Origin of the sequence: Collinsella sp. SGI.033 (genome assembly GCF_050315135.1) — a bacterium.
Classification (GTDB): Bacteria; Actinomycetota; Coriobacteriia; order Coriobacteriales; family Coriobacteriaceae; genus Collinsella.
In genome coordinates, this window is the sequence record NZ_JBNPOK010000030.1 from 1 (window position 1) to 21,532 (window position 21,532).

General features: G+C 59.9%; 16 protein-coding genes and 1 tRNA gene. 3 read left to right on the plus strand and 14 right to left on the minus strand.

Going from position 1 to position 21,532, the window contains the following annotated elements; all coding sequences use genetic code 11:
* Positions 1 to 214: 214 nt before the first annotated feature.
* From ACQRC0_RS08035 to recJ, 6 genes are all read right to left on the minus strand, one after another.
* A tRNA-Leu gene (locus ACQRC0_RS08035) sits at positions 215 to 301 on the minus strand.
* 39 nt (positions 302 to 340) lie between these two features.
* Positions 341 to 1,774 (minus strand): transglutaminase-like domain-containing protein, encoded by a 1,434-nt coding sequence (locus ACQRC0_RS08040; RefSeq protein ID WP_154517214.1) that lies wholly within the window; start codon positions 1,772 to 1,774, stop codon positions 341 to 343.
* 350 nt (positions 1,775 to 2,124) lie between these two features.
* A complete protein-coding gene (fba, locus tag ACQRC0_RS08045; protein WP_154517212.1) occupies positions 2,125 to 2,991 on the minus strand; it encodes a class II fructose-1,6-bisphosphate aldolase in 867 nt (288 codons plus the stop codon).
* A 194-nt stretch (positions 2,992 to 3,185) separates the two neighbouring features.
* A complete protein-coding gene (locus ACQRC0_RS08050; protein ID WP_427729146.1) occupies positions 3,186 to 3,869 on the minus strand; it encodes an MBL fold metallo-hydrolase in 684 nt (227 codons plus the stop codon).
* An 86-nt stretch (positions 3,870 to 3,955) separates the two neighbouring features.
* A complete protein-coding gene (locus ACQRC0_RS08055) occupies positions 3,956 to 6,316 on the minus strand; it encodes a RelA/SpoT family protein (RefSeq protein WP_154517206.1) in 2,361 nt (786 codons plus the stop codon).
* A 14-nt stretch (positions 6,317 to 6,330) separates the two neighbouring features.
* A complete protein-coding gene (recJ, locus tag ACQRC0_RS08060; RefSeq protein WP_427729148.1) occupies positions 6,331 to 9,618 on the minus strand; it encodes a single-stranded-DNA-specific exonuclease RecJ in 3,288 nt (1,095 codons plus the stop codon).
* Positions 9,619 to 9,893: 275 nt separating this feature from the next.
* On the opposite strand from recJ, the gene ACQRC0_RS08065 reads away from it, so the two are divergent.
* The gene (locus ACQRC0_RS08065; protein ID WP_427729150.1) at positions 9,894 to 10,892 is read left to right on the plus strand and encodes a bile acid:sodium symporter family protein; all 999 of its coding nucleotides are present in this window, start codon (positions 9,894 to 9,896) and stop codon (positions 10,890 to 10,892) included.
* A 30-nt stretch (positions 10,893 to 10,922) separates the two neighbouring features.
* Here ACQRC0_RS08065 and ACQRC0_RS08070 read toward each other — a convergent pair whose 3' ends face one another.
* The 8 genes from ACQRC0_RS08070 to ACQRC0_RS08105 form a co-directional block, all read right to left on the minus strand.
* Complete coding sequence (locus ACQRC0_RS08070) at positions 10,923 to 11,720, minus strand: DUF4931 domain-containing protein (protein WP_427729152.1); 798 nt, start codon at positions 11,718 to 11,720, stop codon at positions 10,923 to 10,925.
* 3 nt (positions 11,721 to 11,723) lie between these two features.
* The gene (locus ACQRC0_RS08075; protein ID WP_427729154.1) at positions 11,724 to 12,401 is read right to left on the minus strand and encodes a copper homeostasis protein CutC; all 678 of its coding nucleotides are present in this window, start codon (positions 12,399 to 12,401) and stop codon (positions 11,724 to 11,726) included.
* Positions 12,402 to 12,524: 123 nt separating this feature from the next.
* Positions 12,525 to 13,238: an ABC transporter ATP-binding protein gene (locus ACQRC0_RS08080; RefSeq protein ID WP_229770701.1), complete on the minus strand. Its 714-nt coding sequence runs from the start codon at positions 13,236 to 13,238 to the stop codon at positions 12,525 to 12,527.
* A complete protein-coding gene (locus ACQRC0_RS08085; protein WP_427719717.1) occupies positions 13,239 to 14,099 on the minus strand; it encodes an ABC transporter ATP-binding protein in 861 nt (286 codons plus the stop codon).
* Positions 14,089 to 15,168 (minus strand): branched-chain amino acid ABC transporter permease, encoded by a 1,080-nt coding sequence (locus tag ACQRC0_RS08090; RefSeq protein WP_427719716.1) that lies wholly within the window; start codon positions 15,166 to 15,168, stop codon positions 14,089 to 14,091. The genes ACQRC0_RS08085 and ACQRC0_RS08090 overlap by 11 nt, the downstream gene beginning before the upstream one ends.
* Positions 15,169 to 15,177: 9 nt before the next feature.
* Positions 15,178 to 16,059, minus strand: a complete 882-nt coding sequence (locus tag ACQRC0_RS08095) for a branched-chain amino acid ABC transporter permease (RefSeq protein WP_154517188.1) — start codon at positions 16,057 to 16,059, stop codon at positions 15,178 to 15,180.
* A 139-nt stretch (positions 16,060 to 16,198) separates the two neighbouring features.
* On the minus strand, positions 16,199 to 17,386 hold the full coding sequence (locus ACQRC0_RS08100) for an ABC transporter substrate-binding protein (protein WP_427729155.1): 1,188 nt from the start codon (positions 17,384 to 17,386) through the stop codon (positions 16,199 to 16,201).
* Between the two features lie 269 nt (positions 17,387 to 17,655).
* Entirely contained in the window at positions 17,656 to 18,822 is a 1,167-nt protein-coding gene (locus tag ACQRC0_RS08105; protein WP_427719714.1) for an ABC transporter substrate-binding protein, read from the minus strand.
* Between the two features lie 251 nt (positions 18,823 to 19,073).
* Here ACQRC0_RS08105 and ACQRC0_RS08110 point away from each other — a divergent pair, with 251 nt between their 5' ends.
* On the plus strand, positions 19,074 to 20,417 hold the full coding sequence (locus ACQRC0_RS08110) for a homoserine dehydrogenase (RefSeq protein ID WP_427729157.1): 1,344 nt from the start codon (positions 19,074 to 19,076) through the stop codon (positions 20,415 to 20,417).
* Positions 20,418 to 20,616: 199 nt separating this feature from the next.
* Entirely contained in the window at positions 20,617 to 21,381 is a 765-nt protein-coding gene (locus ACQRC0_RS08115) for an SDR family NAD(P)-dependent oxidoreductase (RefSeq protein WP_427729159.1), read from the plus strand.
* Positions 21,382 to 21,532 lie beyond the last annotated feature (151 nt).

Here is a 21,532-nt window from a genome sequence, read left to right on the forward strand (position 1 = left end):
TTAACCCCCTTGAACGCTCTTTTGCATGTATGGTGCCCGAGGCGAGACTCGAAGGGCCTTCGCTTCGCGAAGCCCCGGGCTTCGGGCGCATGGCGCCCTCGCCACGCTCCGCTACAAACAGGCCACAGGCCTGTTTGCTTAACGCTCCGCGCGCTCACGCGAGTTCGGCACGAAAAAGGGGGCCTCGACCCCCTTGAACGCTCTTTTGCATGTATGGTGCCCGAGGCGAGACTCGAACTCGCACGTTGTTGCCAACGGTGGATTTTGAGTCCACTGCGTCTGCCAATTCCGCCACTCGGGCACGTGTTGCGTGAGTTAGTTTATCACAGCTTTCCGTAGATTAGTCCGAAAATGGAACTTCGAGCATTTCGATGAGTTCGACCGTGCGGAGCATCTCGCGCTGGCGGCATCCGCGACCGTCAACCGAGGCCTCGCCCATCTGGTTATCGTAGGGGTCCTCACGCATACCGTCAAAGACGGGTTCAAACTCTGCCTGGAACCGACAGTTTGCCACCATGCGCCATGGATCGAGGTTGCCAAAGTAGTGGCGGCGGCGCCATTCCTCCCCCATCCTGCGTGCCGAGGATCCAAACGAGACATCGGCGTTAAGCCAACCCGTCTGCGGTGTATAGAACTCCGCCCAGTCATGCGAGCCCACCGAGTCGGGCGCAACGTACAGGCCGCTCTGCCAACGTGCGGGCACGCCGGCGATGCGGCACATGGTGATAAACGTGAGCGCCATAACACCGCAATCACCGCGAAGCGAATGCGCGCAGTCATCGGCGATAGAGCCCAGAAGCAGATACGGTGGCTGATATCGATAGTCGATATGATGCGTCAAATAATCATAGATAGCCCGAGCGCGGTCGAGCTGATCCTCGAGACCATCGATAACATGTTCGGTCAGCTGCTGCAGATACGGCGTGAATGCAATATGCGGTCGGTCCTCGGAAATATCCTTGGGCAGCGGCGCGTCCATACACGGATGCGCCGGAAGCGCTCCCCCGTAGATATCGCAATAAGCGGCATCAATCAGATAACGATAGGTCACTGAGAACGATCGATCAGCCGAGGAAACCCACGAGGCGGTACGCGCCAAAGCGTTCGCGGGAGCAAGGACCCCCTCCGGCGTCATATCGAGAATCTCGATATGAGACTGCTGGCGGCAGGCTGCGGCAACGGGAAGCCACGCGCGAACGGCCTCCCCCTCCAGAGCACCGGGAACAGACACGGATGCTTTAAGCGTAATGGCACGCGACAGCCCGCCCTGTGATTCCATCTTCTTAAGCATCTGGTTGCGCAGCGCAGTTCCATCCGTAGAATCGGGACGCAGGCCCGGAACCTCCTTGGGATACACACGCAAAGAATCAAGGAAGTTGTCGAGAACGAACAGTTCACCATCGATAAAGCGCCAGTCGATGCGCTTGCGATCGATCAGGTCGTCAAACTGATCCTCGGTAAACTCCGGCCACTCCTCGCGGATCATCGCAATAGCCTGATCGCGCGACACCGAAAAATGAAACGACGTCTCGATCATGCGATACCGCTCGGCACGAACGCAAGCGGCCAACGAGGGATCAGGGCTCTGCTCCAAAAGACGGTCGCAAGCCGCAACAGCCTGCGCCAGGTACCCGGCGTCCTTGAGACGAAGGATCTCAGGTGGCAATCCAATGTCGAGATGACGAAAATCATCGCAACAAACATCAACAGAGCAACCAACGGGGCCCTCGGCAACAACCTTTCCATCGGCAGGCAAAACATTAACGACAGCCATAACCACTCCCACGCAGAACGACAACCCGAGACCATTGTACCGACATAAAAAGAAAGCCCCAACAAGGGAGCCATCAACACCGCTGAGCGGTAGTCAAATAAATAATTCAGCCTCGTAACTTGCGGCGTTAAACGAAGGAAGCCCCGTCCCCCGGAACTGTTTCCTTGGCGCGACTTCTGGCAAAGCCAGTAGCCATCTTAATTCAGCCCAGTAACCCTGTAGCGAGTTAACGAAGGAGGCCCCGTTTCCCCGGAGCTGATTCCATCGCGCGACTTCTGGCGAAGCCAGGTGAGCGCGAGGGAAACAGCGTAGGGGAAACGGGGCCTCCGGCGGGAAAGTTAAACCGCTACTTACGCCTTGTTGACGGAGCCAAACTCCTCCATGAGCTCCTTGGTGCGGGCAACGATGGCCTCGCGACCGGGCTTCAGGAGCTTGCGGGGGTCATAGCCCTTGCCCTGCTGATCCTTGCCAGCCTCAACGTACTCACGCGTGGCGGCAGCGAAGACAAGCTGCAGGTCGGTGTTGACGTTGATCTTGGAGATGCCCAGGGAGATGGCCTTCTTGATCTGATCCTCGGGGATGCCGGTACCACCGTGCAGAACGAGGGGCAGGTCGCCGGTCTGAGCCTTGATCTCGCTCAGACGCTCGAAGGAAAGACCGGCCCAGTCGGCGGGATACACGCCGTGGATGTTGCCGATGCCGCAGGCGAGGAAGTCGACGCCCAGGTCAGCAATCTGCTTGCACTCAGCGGGGTCAGCGAGCTCGCCGTTGGAAGTCACGCCGTCCTCGGTGCCGCCGATGCCGCCGACCTCGGCCTCGATGGACATGCCCTTGGAATGGGCAAGCTCAACGAGCTCCTTGGTGCGATCGAGGTTAAGCTGGAAGGTTTCCTCGTGAGAGCCGTCATACATGATGGACGTGAAGCCGGCCTCGATGCACTTGAAGCAGTCCTCGTAAGAACCGTGATCGAGGTGAAGGGCGACGGGAACGGTAACACCCGTGGCCTCGACGGCAGCCTTGACCATGTCGGCGCAGACCTTGAAACCGCCCATCCACTTAGCGGCACCAGCGGTGCACTGAAGGATCAGCGGAGACTTGGCCTCCTCGGCGGCCTGGAGAATAGCCAGAGTCCACTCGAGGTTGTTGGTGTTGAAGGCACCGAGAGCATACTTGCCGGCCTCGGCCTTCTTGAGCATGTCTGCTGCGTTGACGAGCATAAAAGAAACCTCCTGTAAGGTTGCTCCGATAACGCATGAGATTTTACCACGGCGTACCCGAGCGTAAACGTTCGTTTGTTCACGAATATCGTCCAAACAGACTTTTTTTGACCGTTTGCCCCACGGAATCGGCCCGTTGGGGAAAATATCTTGACGTTTGGACACTTCTCGTGCTTAAGCAGCTGACTGCAAAGCTACATCTGTATGAAAGGGTTCTGCATGAGCTCGCGCGCCATAGTGGTCGAATCACCATGACCCGTTAAACAAACGGTATCGGCTGGAAGCAGCTGGGCGAGCTTGGAGAGCGAGCGCAGAATCGCCGCCTCGTCGCCACCGGCAAGATCGGTGCGGCCGTGGCTGCCCGGGAACAGGGTGTCGCCAACAAAGGCGATGCTTCCCTGCTCGGTGGCGGCGAACAAGACAATGCCACCCGGTGTGTGACCGGGCGTCTCGATCACCTGCAGGCAGATATCACCCAATTCAATCGTATCGCCCTCAGCAAGCAATCGCGTCGGCTCGCCCGGATCGGGCGTATCGATGCCCCACATCGCTCGCTGCTCCTCGATATTCTCACGAGATACCAACACGTCCTTCGCACCTAACTCATATAGGAAACCCTTACCGACGGCGGCTCGCGCTCCGGCAACGCCACCTACGTGATCGGCATGGCCATGGGTGCAGACAGCGCCTAGCACGTGCGCGTCAGGATGCTTGGCATAGATATGTTCCACAAGACGCTCACCTTCCCAGGCCGGATCGATAATCAGGCATTCGCCGCTCGAGATTACGGCGTAACTGTTGGTCTGAATGGGGCCGTTTACAAGCGCCTCGATCGAAGCCGTACCCCGAGGGGTTAAGTCCAAAGCTGCAGTGACCATGAGCACGTCCTCCTTCTACAAGCGTCGAGGCATCAAACGATGCCTCGAACGTAGCCAATATCATTACCGTTGTGCGTTCGTAACGCCTATACGCGACGCTTAAGCTGAGCCCCACCCTCGCCAGGCATCAGACGTCGTGCGTCATAGACCGAGTCGACACTGCTGATGGATGCCAGCAGCGGATCCAGACCGCTCGCGTCCGAAATCTCGACCATAAAGCGCAGGGTCGCAATGCCCTCGCGGTTGGTCGAGGTAGCGGCGGAAAGGATATTTCCGCCTGCATCGCCAATGGCGATGGTGACATCCTTGAGCAAGCCCATACGATCCAAGCACTCGACCACGATCTCGACCTGGAAAAGCGTATCGGCAGCACCATCCCACTCCACGTCAATCATGCGCTCGGGGTGTTCCATGAGACCCTTGACGTTGGGGCAGTTGGCACGATGCACCGAGACGCCTCGACCGCGCGTGATAAAGCCCACGATGTCGTCGCCCGTCACCGGATTACAGCAATGCGCCAGACGAACCAGCAGGCCGCTGTTGCTCTCGCCCTTGACGATAATGCCGTTACTTGCACTCTTGCCACGCTTTTGCGGTTTGCGGTTGGAACCGCGGGCAGGCTGCTTGACGACCTCAGCGATGGCTTCGGCCTTGGTAAGCTGCTCCTCGGGCTTGGGATCCAAGATTTGCTCGACCTTGTTGCCCACAGCGCGCGGGGCGACCTTGCCCGCGCCAACGGCTGCGAACAGGTCCTCGAGTTGCTTGAAGTTAAACTGCTCCGCCACGGCATTGAGTGCACGCGTGGATCGCGGCGTAGAGATGCCGTACCCGCGCTTGCGCAGGTCCTTGGCCAGCATATCGCGACCGGCAGCAGCGTCATCGTCTTTGGTCGCAGCGGCGAAGTAACGGCGAATCTTTGACTTGGCCGAAGGCGTCTTGACGATCTTGAGCCAATCGCGCGACGGCTTGGAGCTCTTGTTAGTCAGGATCTCGACACGGTCACCCGTCTTGATTTCGTGCGTGAGCGGAGCCACCGCACCGTTGATTTTGGCGCCGACGCAGTGGTTGCCGACCTCGGTATGAACAGCGTAGGCAAAGTCGAGCGGTGTAGAGCCCGCACGAAGCGCCATGACCTCACCCTTGGGCGTAAAGACAAAAATCTCCTGGTCAAACAGGTCGACCTTCAGTGAGTGCAGATATTCTTTGGCATCGGTGATCTCGTCAGAGGCTGCCCAATCGAGCGAGTGCTTGAGCCAGTTAATCTGATCGTCCAGACGCTGTGCGTCGTTGGTCTTGGAGGCAGACGATCCGCCCGATTTCTTATATAGCCAGTGGGCGGCGATGCCGTACTCGGCCTGCTCGTGCATCTCGTAGGTTCGAATCTGAATCTCGAGCGGACGGGCCGTGGGGCCGATAACCGTCGTATGGAGCGATTGGTAGTTATTGACCTTGGGCATAGCGATATAGTCTTTAAAACGACCGGGCATGGGATGCCACAAAGTATGCACGGCACCAAGCGTGGAATAGCAATCGCGCACCGAATGGGTGATGACGCGCAGCGCCACCAGATCATAAATCTCGGAGAACTCCTTGCCCTTGCGCTTCATCTTTTGATAGATGGACCAATAGTGCTTGGAACGACCGTTGATCTGAAAACCCTCAAGGCCAATGCGGTCGAGCTCATCGGTAAGCGTCTTGATAGTCTCGGCCAGAAAGCGTTCGCGAACCTCGCGTGACTCTGCCACCATGCGGGCGATGCGCTGGTAAGCGTCGGGTTCAAGGTAGAAGAAGGACAGATCCTCGAGTTCCCACTTGATAGAGCTCATGCCCAGGCGGTCGGCCAGGGGCGCGTACACATCCATGGTCTCGCGCGCCTTAAACAGGCGGCGGTCCTCGCGCAGGGCGGCAAGCGTGCGCATATTATGCAGGCGGTCGGCGAGTTTGACGATGATGACGCGAATGTCCTTGGACATGGCGAGGAACATCTTGCGCAGCGTAAGCGCCTGCTTTTCGTCCATGTTGTCGACTTCGATGTTGGTAAGCTTGGTCACGCCGTCGACGAGCTCTGCCACGGTTTCGCCAAACAGACCCGAAACATCGGCAAGCGAGGTATCGGTATCCTCGACGGTATCGTGCAGCAATGCAGCGCACACCACATCGCAGTCCATCTTAAGGTCGGCCAAAATGATAGCCACCTCGACGGGATGGTTAATGTACATCTCACCCGAGCGCCGCTTTTGGTTGCAGTGCTTCTCGGCAGCAAAGCAGTAGGCCTGCTCCACCTTGGAGAAGTCATCCTCACTCATATATTTAAGGCACAGGCGCTCCAGCTTGTCGTAGCTGTCCGCCATAATCTCGGGCGGCAGATCATCGGCATGCGTATAGTGCTCCATCTCCGAAAAGGGCTGGAGGGCGGAATCATGGGCGGTACGGGCTGCGGCATCCATCGAGGTCCCCTTCCCTAGGTCCGCGGTACGATCGGGCGGTTAATTTTGGTAAGCATATCAGAAGCGCACGAATCGAGTGCCCAACTCCGGAAAGCCGAGAACTCCATGCGCGAGCGCAAGCCCTCCAAATAGCGGATCGACCTGCTCAACTGCACGCGCCCGGGGTTTTCGGTCATCGCGATGCGACGGGTATCGTCAAACCCCGAAACGTGACAGAAACCGAGCTCTTCGAAGATTCCCAAGCCGCTTGCCACCGAACGCTCATCGACCGGCGTGCGCGCGTCGATTGCAAGGCACATCTGCGCAATGTCGATATCGCTTGCGCAGAATGAATCGTCCCCCGTCTTGCCACGATTGGAGCGCCACATGGTCTGCAGCGCCCGATAGAGCGTGACAAGCTCATCGCGCTCGGGCGCGTAACAATCGAGCAGGCGCTCATTAATACGAGCGTCACGAGACGAATAGAGCAGGTGAATCACGGCAGGCTGCCCATCGCGGCCGGCACGGCCACTCATCTGGTTAAACTCAATCGCGCCAAACGGCATGTGGTAGAGCACGACATGGCGGATATCGGGCAGGTTGACGCCCTCACCGAAGGCCGAGGTTGAAACGATGCAGCTCAGGCTGCCATCTCGAAACGCCTCCTCGACGCGTCGGCGATCGGAACGCGCAAGCCCGGCGTTATAGAACGCGATATGGGTCGCGCAGTCGGGCACACGTTTGCGCAACGTCTTGGCGAGCGCCACGGACTGGTCGCGCGAGTTCACGTAGATGACGGTCTTCTCCCCCGTCGCAACGATCGAAACCAGGCGATTTTCACGGCTCGCAAGGTCACGATCGTCCTCGAGTTGTAGGTTCTCGCGAACGGTCTCGTCGACCACCGTGCTGGTAATCGGCAATACGCGAGCAAGCTCTGCCACAACTGGAGCCGTCGCGGTAGCCGTTGCCGCCATGACAACGGGGTCGCCCAGGGCTTTAAGAATATCGGGCATATCGAGGTATGCACTCCGGTCACCACCCTTAGCAAGACCGGCATGGTGCGCCTCATCGATAACAACGAAGCCAATACGTCCAGAACGCGCAAATCGATCGCGGTGGATAGACAAGAACTCGGGCGTCGTGAGAACGATACCGGTACGACCCGAAGCAAGGCCGGCGAACACGTCATCGCGTACGGCCTCCACGGTCTCGCCAGTCAGCACGCCGACACCAATGCCGAGCGCGGCCATCGTCGAGGAAAGGTGATAGGCCTGATCGGCAACGAGCGAACGCAAAGGATAGACAAAAATGCTCGCACGCCCGCGAAGAACCGCCTCGCGCGCGGCATGCACATGGAAAATCAGAGACTTGCCACGCCCCGTCCCCATAACGGCCAAAACGCTCTGATGGTCGGCAAGCGCGTCGAGTGCCTCGACCTGCGCGCGATGCGGCTGGTTCGAGCCGATAAAGCTATGGATAAGCGAGCGCGTGAGCTCGGTATAAGAAAGCTGGGCGAGCGTCTCGCGTTTACGCGACTCCAGGCGCAGGCCAGAATCCGCCGGTTGCACGCCGCGGCGAAGCTCACATGCCGGATCGTCGATATTGGGCGCCGCGGTATCGCGCACCAAGACATCTTTGATCATGAGCTTGGGCTTCACACGTCCCTGCCAATGCTCGGCCACGGCCTCGAACACCAAGTCGACGGCGCTGTCGCAATTGATGAGCCTATCGATCTGCGGCACGCGGAACATGATGGCCGGCACACTCGCGGCACCATCGGTCGCCACAAAGCGCATGTGCTCGCCGGTTTTGCCCACCACGGCGCGATCGCACATCGTCACGCCCTCGGCGGCCAGAAGCGGCACCTTATTGCCCTGGCCAAACGGCTCAAGACGGGAAATTTGCTCGATGGTCTCGATATTTAGCTCGGAGAGATCAACGGTGGCAGCAACCTCGTCAGTGTCCTCAAAGTCCTCGGCGGGAAGCTCCGATAGCACGGCCGAAAGGCGACGGCGGAACTCATCGAGCTTGGATGCCTCGATGGTCACACCCACCGCACCGGCATGCCCGCCGCGACGAATCAGCAGGTCGGAGCAACGCTCGACGGCGTCGAACAGGTTGATCTTGCCCACCGAGCGGCCCGATCCGCGCGCAACGCCATCCTCGATCGAGAAGAGCAGCGCCGGCACGTGATAGCGATTGGTCAAGCGGCTCGCCACGATGCCCTTGACGCCCTCGTGCCAGCCCTCGCCGCCCACGACGATTGCGCGCCCGCCGTCATAAGTCTCCTCGACCTTCGCCATGGCATCGCGCGTAAGCTCGGCCTCGATCTCGCGGCGTTGGCGATTGATTTCCTCGAGCTCGGCGGCAAGCGCGCTCGCTTCGATGGGGTCGCGGGCAAGCAGCAGGTCGAGCGCCAGCTTGGGATCGGCCATGCGGCCGGCAGCATTCAGACGAGGGATGAGCGAAAACGACAGGCCGTCGGCCGTAATGGTAGAAAGGTCGGCCTTGGCAAGTGCGGCAAGCGCGATATAGCCGGGACGGGCCGTCACGCGCATCTGCTGGATGCCCTCGGCGACCAGTGCGCGATTCTCGGGCGTAAGCGGCATCATGTCGGACACGGTGCCCAGCGCCGCGACCTCTATCAGCGAACGCCAATACGACGGCTTGCCCAAACGCTCGCCCAGGACCTGTACCAGCTTGAGTGCCACGCCGGCACCGGCAAGCTCGCGCGAGGGACCCTTGTCCTCGAGCTTGGGGTCGGTCAGGGGCACGCCCTGCGGCACCTGGTCGGACGGCTCGTGATGGTCCGTGACCACCAAATCGATCCCCAGGCTCTCCAGATAGGAGGCCTCTTCCTTGGAGGCAATGCCGTTATCGACGGTCACGATCAGCTGGGGGCGAGCGAGCTCGTTAACGCGGTCGAGCGCCGCACGCGACAGGCCGTAGCCCTCGTCAAAACGATGCGGAATAAACGGCGTGACGCTGGCGCCAAACGAACGCAGCGCCTCGGTCAACAGACAAGTCGACGTAATGCCGTCGACGTCAAAATCGCCAAAGACGGCGATGCGCTCGTGGCTGCGAATAGCACGCTCAACGCGGTCGACGACGACCGCCATACCCGGAATAACGAGCGGGTCCGCCCAGTCGCGATCGAGCGAAGGCGTCAAAAAAAGCTGGCCTTCCTCGATGGATGTAATGCCGTGCGCAACCATAATGCGCGCCACCAGCCCGGGTATGCCCAGGCCAGCCGAAAGCTCCTTTTCGAGCTCGGGGTTTTGCTGAGCGACCGCCCAGCGATGCGTTGTCTTAAGCGATGACATAGGCGCCCACCCCCGATAGGGGCAGGTCGCCGCGATACCTCTCACGGTTCATAGCGATGAGTCCTCTGTGTATGCCCGCTTCGGCAGGCAGATCTGTTGAACGGATTTATTATACCGTGCGGCGCGGACGCACAACGTCCAGCACGCCGTGGTTTCGATAAACGAGGGCGGTAATAGCCTCGAAATAATCGGGCGTTTCAGCCACACGGACGCATGCGAGCGTCTAGCATATCCATTCAAAACGGATTCACGAGCAAAGGGAGTCACAAGCGCATATGAAGCAATGGGTTGGACTGGGTAAGTTCCTCGCGGGGCATATGCAGATCATCGTTCCGATTTGCGTGACGCTCGGCGTGCTCTTTCCCCAGCAGATCGGCGTACTCAAGCCCATCGTCCCCACCCTGTTTGCCTTTATGACGTTCCAAGGTGCCCTCAGCAACACCTTCCATCAGGTAGCCGAAGTATTCCGCCGTCCGCTGCACCTGATTTTGGCGCTGCTGGTCTCGGCGGCGCTTATTCCCATAACAGCCTATGCCATGGGGTCGCTGTTCTTTGGCTCCAACCCCAACCTAGTCTGCGGTATCGTGCTCGAGTACAGCGTACCTGTGGCAGTCACTGCCTTTATGTGGATTAGCATGTTCGGCGGCAACGGCCCGCTCGCGCTCACCATCATCCTGACGTCCTCGGTTATCTCACCCGTTACGATTCCGCTCACGCTTAAGCTCTTGCTGGGCGCCACCGTCTCGATCGACGTGCCGGGCATGATGCAGAACATGGCCTTCATGATCGCTATCCCCGCCCTGCTCGGCATCGTGATTAACGAACTCACGCGCGGATGGGGACACGAGAAGCTCTCCCCCGCGCTCTCGCCCGCCTGCAAGTTCATGATGATGGGTGTTATCGCGTCGAACTCCACCGCCATGAGCGAGTACGTGCTGCACATGAACGCGGTGCGCTTGGAAGTCGCCCTCTTTATTTTGATCTTCGCCATCAGCGGCTTTGTCGTCGGTATTCTGGTCGCCCGCGCACTGCATCTGCCGTATAGCGAAACGACTACCATGTGCTTTACCTGCGGCATGCGCAACATCTCTTCGGGCGCCGTCATCGCCACGCAATACTTTCCGGGCGAAGTCGTATTTCCCGTCATGTGCGGGACGCTGTTTCAGCAGGTACTTGCCTCGCTTATCGGGCATCTCTTTGAGCGTCTAACCGACGAGGAGCGCGCTGCTCAGCGCAAGCGCGTCGAGGCCGGCCGCGACGCCATGGCACGCTAGGCTGTCCGCATTACGCGGGTGTTAGTCTTGCTATACGAGCGTTTCCAGATGCGCGCGCAGGCGCTCAGCATCGATATCGAGCGTCGTCTCGGCATTGACCTGGGCCAAACGATAGCCGACAAAGTAGGGCGAAACCACCCAACGCGGCAGCGCCTTGGCAATGGTCCGACCGCCCAGGTGATAGAAGAACAAGTTGTACGACTCTGCACGGCCACCGTGGTGCTCGTTTAGGATATAACGCAGAGCTACCTGGATCGCATCGGCGAAGAGATCCGCCTCGGCTTGGTCCCGCATGTCATCGCTGGCGGCGATTCCCCGCGGAGCTGAAACGTTGACCTCAAAGAACCCCATAATCGGTTCGGTTGAGATGTTGACCGCAATTCTCCCCTGTTGCCAGACATTGATGCCTTCGAAATTGGCGGAAGTCAGCGAAGCATAGCCATCTTCCTGCTCCAAACCCACAATCTGCATGTGCGGATGAACGAGGCTACCGCCCGAGAGCGGACCCTTGTTCTTGTACATGAGCACGCTTCGATACTGCTGTGAATCGATCATCTGCTGCCAGCAACCCAGGGCAAACCGCATCACATGATGCAGCTCGTCCGGCGCATAGGTCACCAGGTCTGCGTCGTGGTCGGCCGACTCGATCAGCACGGTTTGACGGGTGGCGCGCAGGGTCTTGAACTTATTCTCGAGCCAGATACAGTCACCGTCGCGCCGGATGATATTGGCGAGTTCCTCGGTATCGCAAAAGGGGCACGCGGTGCCAGGGCGCCGGTTGTCGTCGGGCTTCCCGCTCGCCTGCTGAACGTCAAATACCAGGGGCACGGGTTATACCTCCAGCGGCACGATCTTGGTGCCATGGAGCTCGGAGACGCCCAGTGCCGCAGCCACGGTATCGCGGTTGGCCGTGGAAATGCCGCCGCCGGGAAGGATGGTCAGGCGATCGTCCGCGTAGTCGATAAGGTGCGACAGATGCTCCAGGTTGTCCTCAATCGGCGTGCCGGCGGCACCGCCATGCGTCAGGATGCGCGTTATGCCGCAGTCGGCGAGCGTGTCAATCGCGTCGAGCTGAGCCTCGGGCGAGAGCTGGTCAAACGCCATGTGAAAGGTGATGTCGATGGGCTCGCGCTTGCACTCCTCGGTCGCGCAGCCCGCAGCCATCACAAGGGCGCCCAACGCAAGTTCATCGAGCGCCCATCCGCCGGCACAAGGCTTGCAGCAGCCAAAGACCAAGCCATCGACGCCGGCGCTTACGGCAAGGCCCAAGTCCATCTCCATCATGCGCAGCTCGTCCTGGTTGTAGTGAAAGTCGCCGCCACGCGGACGGATCATGCACATCACCCGTGCATCGTGCTCGCGAGCATAGCTGGTCGTAGCGCTGATAACGCCGGCCGAGGGCGTGGTGCCACCAACCGCAAGGTTGTCGCACAGCTCAATGCGTCCCGCACCGGCCGCAATGGCCGCCGGCACCCGCTCAAAGTTCTCGGCACAAAACTCGTACAGCATAGATAGACCCCCAGATGACACTTCTATTTCCACACGGCATTGTCGCACTTTAAATACCAAGCCAACGGATCATTTCAAAAGGGGCGCTGACCGAGTTGGTCAGCGCCCCTATTACTGGATGGATTAACCACCAAGATAAGCTTTGCGGACGTTGTCGTCGTGCAGCAGCTCTTGGCCGGTGCCGGTCATGGTGATCTTGCCGGTCTCGAGCACGTAGCCGCGTGTGGCGATGGAAAGCGCCATCTGCGCGTTCTGCTCGACCAGGAGCACCGTGGTGCCGGCCTTGTGCAAATCCTCGACAATCTGGAAGATCTGCTCGATCAGGATCGGCGCCAGACCCATGGAGGGTTCGTCGAGCATGAGCAGCTTGGGGTTACTCATAAGGGCACGACCCATAACGAGCATCTGCTGCTCGCCGCCCGAAAGGGTGCCGGCCACCTGGCGACGGCGTTCCTTCAGGCGCGGGAACTGCTCGTAAACACGTTCGAGGCCCGGGGCAACCGTGGACTTGGGCTGTGTATAGGCACCCATCTCCAGGTTCTCCTCGACCGTCATCTGCAAAAAGGCACGACGCCCCTCGGGTACCTGAGACAGGCCCTTGCCAACCAGCTTGTCGGCGGGCGTATGGATAATGTCCTCGCCCATAAACTTGATGGAGCCGGTCTTGGAGCGCAGCAGGCCCGAGACAGTCTTGAGCGTCGTGGACTTGCCGGCGCCGTTCGCGCCAATCAGGGCAACGATCTCGCCCTCGTTAACGTTAAAGGAGATGTCCTTAATGGCGTGGATGGCGCCGTACCAGACGTTGATGTTGTAGACGGAAAGCATCGGCTCTGCCATTTAGTTCTCCCCCTTATCCTGCTTGCCCAGATAAGCCTCAATAACGGCTTCGTTGTTCTGGATTTCCTCGGCCGTGCCCTTGGCGATGACCTTGCCAAAGTTAAGCACGCAGATACCCTCGCAAATATTCATGACGAGCGACATGTCGTGCTCGATGAGCATGATGGCAATGCCAAAGGTGTCGCGAATCTTGACGATGTTCGCCATGAGCTCCGCAGTCTCGGACGGGTTCATGCCGGCGGCAGGCTCGTCGAGCAGTAGTAGCTTGGGATTGGTGGCAAGCGCGCGGACGATCTCCAAACGACGCTGAGCGCCGTAAGGCAGCGAGCCGGCCTGCTCGTTTGCCAGATGTTCCATATCAAAGATAGACAGAAGCTCCATGGCGCGCTCATGGGCGGCCTTCTCGTGCTTCCAATACGTCGGCAGGCGCAGCACGCCCTCAAAGCCGGAGTAGCGCTCCTGGTTGTGCAGGCCGACCTTTACGTTGTCCTCCACCGTCATGGTGTTGAACAGGCGGATGTTTTGGAAGGTACGAGCGATACCCATGCGGTTGACCTGGTAGACGGACTTGCCCGAGGTGTCCTCACCGTCGAGCAGGATGGTGCCGTGCGTGGGCTGGTACACCTTGGTGAGCAGGTTGAAGACCGTGGTCTTGCCGGCGCCGTTGGGGCCGATGAGACCGGCGATCTCGGTCTTACCGATGGTCAGGCTAAAGTCGTCGACCGCCTTGAGGCCGCCGAACTCAATGCCCAGGTGGATGCACTCGAGCGCCGGGCGCTCGCCCAGGTCGCGGTCGGGAACGATGGCGCCAGAAGGATACGGGACCATCTTGCCCTTGTTGAACTCAAACTTACTGGGCATCGGTTGCCACCTCCTTCTTGGAAGCAAAGCGGTCCTTAATGCGCGCGAAGAACGCCTTGAGCTGCGGGTTGTTAGTAAAGACCATGACCAGAATCAACACGATGGCGTAGATGAGCATGCGGTAGTCCGAGAACTGACGGAGCAGCTCGGGGAGCACCGTGAGCAGCGCCGCCGCGATGACGGAACCGCGCATGTTGCCCAGACCGCCCAGGACCACGAACACCAGAATGAGAATCGACGTGTTGAAGTCGAACTTAGTGGCGGAGAGCTGCGAGAAGTTACCGCCGAAGAGGGCTCCGGCAGCACCGGCGAGAGCGGCGGAAACCACGAAGGCGATCATGCGGTACTGGGTGACGGAGATACCCACGGACTCGGCAGCGATCTTGTTATCGCGCACGGCCATGATGGCACGACCGGTGCGGCTGCGGACCAAGTTGAGCACAATCACGAGCGCAACCATAACCAGGATGGCGCCAGCAAGGAACGTCGAGTAGGTCGAAACACCAGATGCGCCCTGGGCACCCTTGATGATAGCGGTGCCGTCTTCGAGCAGGTGCAGGTCGTCGATCGTGGAATTGCCCGTGATGTTAAAGATCACGTGCAGGCCGCGGGAATCGACGCCCACAATGAGGCAGGTAACGATCTCTTTGATAATCTCGCCAAAGGCCAAGGTTACGATGGCCAGGTAGTCACCGCTCAGGCGAAGAACCGGAATACCGATCAGGAAGCCCAGAATGGCAGCGGCGATAGCGCCGACCACAATGCTGATGATCAGACGCACCGGGTCAGACGGAACGGCGCTCTCCAGCGCGACGGCGGTGACGATTCCCGTATAGGCGCCGACGCTCATAAAACCCGCGTGGCCCAGCGACAAGTCGCCCGCGATGCCGACGACGAGGTTGAGCGAGATGGCCATGACGATATAGGCCGTGATGGGAACCAGCTGACCGACAATCATGCGCGGAATCATGTGGTTAGACTGCATAAAGAACACGATGGCGAACGCCACAACGCACATGGCGTACGTGACAAAGTCGTGACGCGTCTGCTTGTCTGTAAGAAACTTCATAACGCTCACCTACACCTTCTCGGGTACGTACTTGCCCAAGAGGCCGGCAGGCTTGACGAGCAGGACGATGATCAAAACGCCAAAGACGATGGAGTTGGCAAGGCTCGTGGAAATGTAAGCCTGCGCCATCGCCTCGATGATGCCGATGAGAATGCCGCCGACAAAGGCACCGGGGATGGAGCCGATGCCGCCGAAAACGGCAGCGTCGAAGGCCTTGATGCCAGGCATGGCGCCCGTGGTAGGCTGCAGAACCGGCGAGTAGGAGCACAGGAGCACACCGGCGATGGCGGCAAGGGCGGAGCCGATGGCGAACGTCATCGAGATGGTGCGGTTGACGTTGATGCCCATGAGCTGAGCGGCGGCCTTGTCCTCGGACACGGCGCGCATGGCCTTGCCCATCTTGGTCTTACCTGTAAAGATCATCAGACCGGCCATGATAACCAGGCAGGCGACGATGGTGACGAGCGAGACGGCACTTACGTTGAACTTGGCCAAGAACTCCGGCACCGGGAAGGTGACGAGCGAAGTGAAGTTCTTGGGCGTGGCGCCCCACAGAAGCTGCGCGGCATTCTGCAGGAAGTAGGACACACCGATGGCCGTGATCAGAACGGCCAGCGGGCCTGCTTGGCGCAGCGGCCTATAGGCCAGACCCTCAATGAGAACACCGAGAACCGTGCAGACCACACAAGAGAGAACTACAGATGCCCAGCCCGGGAGGCCGAGATACGACGTGGCGCAGAACGAGACATAGGCACCGACCATGATGACATCGCCGTGAGCGAAGTTGAGCATCTTGGCGATACCGTAGACCATGGTGTAGCCCAACGCGATGATGGCGTAGACGCTGCCCATGGACAGGCCGTTGACCAGGTATTGGATAAAGACCGTCATGTTCCACATCCCCCTTTCGAATAGGTTTCCAGTTGATGTATGAAACAGGGACGTTACGTTGTCCCCAGATACCAAGCAAGCAGGGAAGGCGAAAACCTCCCCTGCTTGGGATCAAAACCGCTCTATGTAAGGCGGCCTATTAGGCCAGTACGTACTTGCCGTCGGTGATGACATACGCCGTAGGATCCTTCTGGACCTGGCCCTTGTCGTTCCAGGAGAGCTTGCCGGTCAGACCGTCAACGGTAATCTTGAGCATAGCCTTGGGCAGCTTCTCGGCGACCTCGGTCGGGTCGGCGTCGACACCAAGACCGGCCTCCTTGAGGGCCTCGACCACCGCGTGCACGCCGTCGTAGGCATCGGCGGCAAACTGGTCGGGGGTATCGCCGTACTTATCCTTGTAAGCGTTGACGAAGTCGGCGTTCTTCTCGTCGTCGGCGGAGAACGGGGTCATGAGCAGCAGACCCTCGGCAAGAGAGGTGTCGAAGCCCTCGACGCCCAGGATACCGTCCATGCCGTCGCATCCCATCATCTTGACGTCGTAGCCCATGTCCTTGGCGTTCTTGAGCAGGACGGACGCCGGCGTGTAGTAGATCGGCGCAAAGATCATGGTGGCGCCGGCCTGCTTGGCCTTGGTCAGCTGGTTGGTAAAGCTCGTAGCGGAGTCGTCCTTAAAGGTCTCTTCGTCAACAATCTCGAGCTTAGACTCAGCGGCCTGGGCCTTAAAGGAATCTGCAATGCCCGAAGAATAAGCGTCGCCGGAGTTATAGAACAGCACGAATTTCTCGTCCGCATACTTCTCTGCCAGGAACTTGGCAGCGTTGACGCCCTGGTTGGGGTCGGTAAAGCAAACCTGGAAGACGCAATCCTTTCCGTCGGTGACGTCCTCGGAGGACGCGGACGGGGTGATCATGAATGTCTTGGGGTCGTTACTGCACTCTGCGGCAACGGCAACCGACGCACCCGTGGTGGTCGGGCCGACGAGGGCCTGCATGCCCCAGTCGAGCAGGTTATTAAAGGCGTTGACGGCCTTCTCGCCGTCGGCCTGGTCGTCCTCGGCCTTGCTGGCAAGCGGCAGCTCCTTAGTGGAGAAGTCCTTGCAGCCAAGCTCGACGCCCTGGGTAACGGACTTGCCGTAAGACGCGGCGGCACCGGTCAGCGGGCCAATGGTGCCGATCTTAAACGAAGCGTCGCTCGAAGCGGAACCGCTGTCGCCGCCGTTGGAGGAGCAGCCAGCTAGAATGGACATCGCCCCCAGACCTGCTGCGCTCGCGATAACGCTCCTGCGATTCATAACAGGGTTCAATGACTTACCGGTGAGGCTCGACATGCGGCTCTCCTCTCAAATCTCGTCGGGTTTCGGTTACCCGACAGGCCATCCTCCGCCGTCTTCGGCGTTCGCAAAATAGTAGACGCTTTAGTTGAGAAAAGTGGCGATTATTTCAACTTTTCTTTTGCCTTGTCCATTTATCCATAATTATGCGTATTTTTGTCGGTTTATACAGTTTAGAGATTTTATTGTGTGAAAGTAATGTTTCCGTTTTGTTACAAGCTTTCCTGCCCTGAATAACATGGCCCCACCGGTCTCGTTATATGCACTTAGGCGGCGATGTACTTGCCGTCCTGAATCACATAGGCCGTAGCGGGCTTCTCGACTTGGCCCTCGTCGTTCCACGTGAGCTCGCCTGTCAGGCCCTCAATCTTGATCTTGCGCATAGCCTTGGCAAGGTCGCCGGCAATGTCGGCGCCGTCGACCGTAATGTCGATGTCCGCCTCATCGATTGCCTCGACAATCGCGTGGATGCAGTCATAAGCATCGGCGGCAAACTGGTTGGGCGTCTCGTTGTAGGCGTCCTTATATGCCTTGACGAAGTCGGCGTTCTTCTCATCGTCGGCAGAGAACGGGGTCATGAGCAGCACGCCCTCGGCAAGAGAGGTGTCGAAGCCCTCAACGGAGAGCAGGCCGTCCATGCCGTCGGTGCCCATGAGGGTCATTTCGTAGCCCATGTCCTTGGCGTTCTTGAGCAGGACGGACGCCGGCGTGTAATAGATCGGGGCAAAGATAAGCGTGGCGCCGGCCTCCTTGGCCTTGGTGAGCTGGTTGGTAAAGCTCGTGGAAGAGTCGTCCTTAAAGGTCTCGGTATCGACGATATCGAGCTTGGACGCCTTGGCCTGCTCGGCAAAAGCGTCGGCAACGCCCGAGCTATACGTATCGCCGGAATTGTAGAACAGGGCGATCTTGGCGTCTGCATACTTCTCGGCCAGGAACTTCGCGGCGCTGGCGCCCATGGTGGGATCGGTGAAGCAAACCTGAAAGACCGTGGTCTTATCCTTGGTGACGTCGAGCGACGAGGCCGAAGGCGTGACCATGAGCATATCGTCGGCGATCTCGCCCGAGACGGCGACGGCGGCACCAGTCGTGACGGGGCCGACGAGCGCCTGCATGCCCCAGTCGCACAAGGTATTGAAGGCGTTGATGGCCTTCTCGCCGTCGGCGACGTCATCCTCGGACTTAAGCGAGAGTTTGAGATCCTTGGTCGAGAAATCCTTGGCGGCGAGCTTGGCACCTTTCTCGGCCGAAACGCCATAGGTTGCCGCGGCGCCGGTCAGAGGGCCGATGACACCGATCTTGAAGGTCTTACCGTCATCGGCGGAGCCGCCGTCCGAGCCACCCGACGAGCAACCAGCGAGTGCGGCAGCGCTGCCGAGCGCCGCGGCGCCGGCGAGAAAGTTCCTACGGCTGAGCGTGCTGTTGATGTTGAACATGGTGTCCCCCCTTTTTCGCTGGCCGCGGTGCGGCCGTCTTGCGGTACGGGGCAAACCTTATGGCGCAAACGTTGACAGTTTGTTACGGAAGTTCGTTTGTAGCGAGCATGTTTCCAATGTTTCCGCAGCGTTTCGGGGGTGCCGTTTTGTGCGACTCCTGTTGCCTGGCGAGCACGCGCTCTCGGTTCACGCTAGAATGCACTCAACATTACTTGATCAATCAATCTATAAGATGCACGAAGGAGCTATCTATGAGCGAACCCCTGCGCACCGTGAACGTCGGTCTGATCGGTCTGGGAACCGTCGGCGGCGGCGTGGCCCGTCTGATCAAGAGCCACCACGATGAGTACCTGGCCGCCTACGGCATCGACCTTAAGCTGACCCGCGCCTGCGCGCTTGCCTGGGAGCAGGCCGAGGCAGCCGGTATTGAGCGCGAGGCCTTTACGAGTGACTGGCATGACGTCGTTACCGACCCAGCCGTCGATATCGTCGTCGAGCTGATCGGCGGCGAGCATCCCGCGACCGAGATCTTCACCACCGCCTTTGAGCACGGCAAGCACGTCGTCTCTGCCAACAAGGCCCTGTTGGGCCGCCACGTCGAGACGCTTGCCGAGAAGGCGCGCGCGTGTGGCGTGCAGATTAAGTGCGAGGCCAGCTGCGGCGGCGGCATCCCCATCGTGAGCACGCTCGAGCACGACCTGGTGGGCAACAAGATCCTGACCATCGCCGGCATTCTCAACGGTACCACCAACTATATCCTGTCGCGCATGGACGCCGAGGGCGCCGATTACGCCGACGTGCTTGCCGACGCGCAGGCCAAGGGCTACGCCGAGGCCGACCCGTCCGCCGACGTCGACGGCTTCGACGCCGCCAGCAAGACGGCGATCCTCGCCTCCATCGGCTTTGGCACCCGCGTGACCACCGATGATGTGTACCAGCAGGGTATCCGCACCATCGGCGCCGAGGACATCGCCCAGGCCCGCGAGCTCGGCTACACCATTAAGCTGCTCGGCATCGCCCGCAACACCGACGCCGGCGTCGACGTCCGCGTGCATCCCACGCTGATCCCCGCCGACCACATGCTCGCCAAGGTCAACGGCGCCATGAACGCTGTCTACGTGGTGGGTGACGCCGTGGGCGAGACCATGTTCTACGGTGCCGGCGCAGGCTCCTTCCCCACCGCGAGTGCCGTCGTGGGCGATATCCTGTCGCTCTCCGAGCAGATCAGCCGCGGCGTGGCTCCGCTGCCCGAGATTGAGCCCTATGGCCACAACCTCGCCTTTAAGCCCATGGACGAGCTCCAGACCAAGTACTATGTGCGCCTGAAGGTCGCCGACCGCGTGGGCGCCCTGTCCGAGACGGTCGATATCTTTGCCAAGCACAACATCTCGATCTCGCTCATCAACCAGGTCGAGGACGGCAAGTCGGGCGTCAGCGATGCCTGCTCGGTCATCTTCCTGACGCACCGCGCGCTCGAGAAGGACGTCCAGGCTGCCGCCGCCGAGCTTGCCAGCGTCGACTGCGTGGCCGAGGTCGCCAACGTCCTGCGCATCGAGAACGTCGAGGCCTGGACCGAAGGCGTCATGGCCAACTAACCCAACGCTCGCCCAGCAATACGCGCTTTGAGGGCTCCCGTCCGATGTGGGACGGGAGCCCTTTTGCCTCCTGCCCTAAGCACAACGGCAGAGCACATTTGCGCGAGCCGCTCATCGGTAACGCGCGCTACCGTTCACCGATATGCAAACGCGGTCGATTCCGGCTACCGCTACGCTGTGCTGAGAATGACCGCCCGCGATGAGAGGAAGCACTATGCTGCTCGAGGGCAAGAAAGCAATCGTCACCGGAGGCACGCGCGGTATCGGCTATGCCATCGCCTGCCGTTTTATCGAAGAGGGTGCCGCCGTCACCGTCTTTGGCTCGCGCCAGGAGACTGCCGACGCGGCCGTTGAGAAGCTGGCGGCCGCCTATCCCGACGCCAAGGTCTGGGGCCGCTCCTGCGACCTCACCTCACTCGAGGCCGTGACCGAGGCTTTTACCCAGGCTGCAACCGACATGGGCGGCTTGGACACGGTCGTCAACAACGCCGGCATCTCCCAGCGCTCGCCGCTTTTGGACTACACGGCCGAGGAGTTCGCAAAGGTCATGGACCTCAACGTCGTCGCCGTCTTTAACGGTCACCAGGCGGCCGCCAAGATTATGACCGAGGCCGGCCACGGCGGCACCATCACCACCACGAGCTCGATGGTCGCCAAGTACGGTCAGCCCTCCGGCGTCGGTTACCCCACGTCCAAGTTTGCCGTCAACGGCATGGTCCAGTCGCTCTCGCGCGAGCTCGCCCCCATGGGCATTCGCGTCAATGCCGTCGCACCCGGCGTAACCAAGACCGATATGGTCGCCAACCTGCCCGAAGAGGTCATCAAGCCCATCATCGCCACCATTCCGCTGGGTCGCATGGGCGAGCCCGAGGATGTCGCCAACGCCTTTGTTTTCCTGGCGAGCGACATGTCCTCCTACGTCACGGGCGCCGTGCTCCCCGTCGACGGAGCCGCCCGCTCCTAAAGGTCGCAAGCCACGACTTCGAACCTCAACGAGGCCCAACGCAAAAGGCGCGCTGCCTGCATCAACCGCAGGCAGCGCGCCTTCTTCTGTTTGTAAGGGAAACTGCGTCCCGGTATTTCAGCTCCGAACGGGACACAGCTTCCCTCAGGAC

Excerpts from the sequence above, each read along its gene's own strand:
- ACQRC0_RS08040 (WP_154517214.1), bottom strand. The coding sequence starts at position 1,774 with ATGGCTGTCGTTAATGTTTTGCCTGCCGATGGAAAGGTTGTTGCCGAG.
- fba (WP_154517212.1), bottom strand. The coding sequence starts at position 2,991 with ATGCTCGTCAACGCAGCAGACATGCTCAAGAAGGCCGAGGCCGGCAAG.
- ACQRC0_RS08050 (WP_427729146.1), bottom strand. The coding sequence starts at position 3,869 with ATGGTCACTGCAGCTTTGGACTTAACCCCTCGGGGTACGGCTTCGATC.
- ACQRC0_RS08055 (WP_154517206.1), bottom strand. The coding sequence starts at position 6,316 with ATGGATGCCGCAGCCCGTACCGCCCATGATTCCGCCCTCCAGCCCTTT.
- recJ (WP_427729148.1), bottom strand. The coding sequence starts at position 9,618 with ATGTCATCGCTTAAGACAACGCATCGCTGGGCGGTCGCTCAGCAAAAC.
- ACQRC0_RS08065 (WP_427729150.1), top strand. The coding sequence starts at position 9,894 with ATGAAGCAATGGGTTGGACTGGGTAAGTTCCTCGCGGGGCATATGCAG.
- ACQRC0_RS08075 (WP_427729154.1), bottom strand. The coding sequence starts at position 12,401 with ATGCTGTACGAGTTTTGTGCCGAGAACTTTGAGCGGGTGCCGGCGGCC.
- ACQRC0_RS08080 (WP_229770701.1), bottom strand. The coding sequence starts at position 13,238 with ATGGCAGAGCCGATGCTTTCCGTCTACAACATCAACGTCTGGTACGGC.
- ACQRC0_RS08085 (WP_427719717.1), bottom strand. The coding sequence starts at position 14,099 with ATGCCCAGTAAGTTTGAGTTCAACAAGGGCAAGATGGTCCCGTATCCT.
- ACQRC0_RS08090 (WP_427719716.1), bottom strand. The coding sequence starts at position 15,168 with ATGAAGTTTCTTACAGACAAGCAGACGCGTCACGACTTTGTCACGTAC.
- ACQRC0_RS08095 (WP_154517188.1), bottom strand. The coding sequence starts at position 16,059 with ATGACGGTCTTTATCCAATACCTGGTCAACGGCCTGTCCATGGGCAGC.
- ACQRC0_RS08100 (WP_427729155.1), bottom strand. The coding sequence starts at position 17,386 with ATGTCGAGCCTCACCGGTAAGTCATTGAACCCTGTTATGAATCGCAGG.
- ACQRC0_RS08105 (WP_427719714.1), bottom strand. The coding sequence starts at position 18,822 with ATGTTCAACATCAACAGCACGCTCAGCCGTAGGAACTTTCTCGCCGGC.
- ACQRC0_RS08110 (WP_427729157.1), top strand. The coding sequence starts at position 19,074 with ATGAGCGAACCCCTGCGCACCGTGAACGTCGGTCTGATCGGTCTGGGA.
- ACQRC0_RS08115 (WP_427729159.1), top strand. The coding sequence starts at position 20,617 with ATGAGAGGAAGCACTATGCTGCTCGAGGGCAAGAAAGCAATCGTCACC.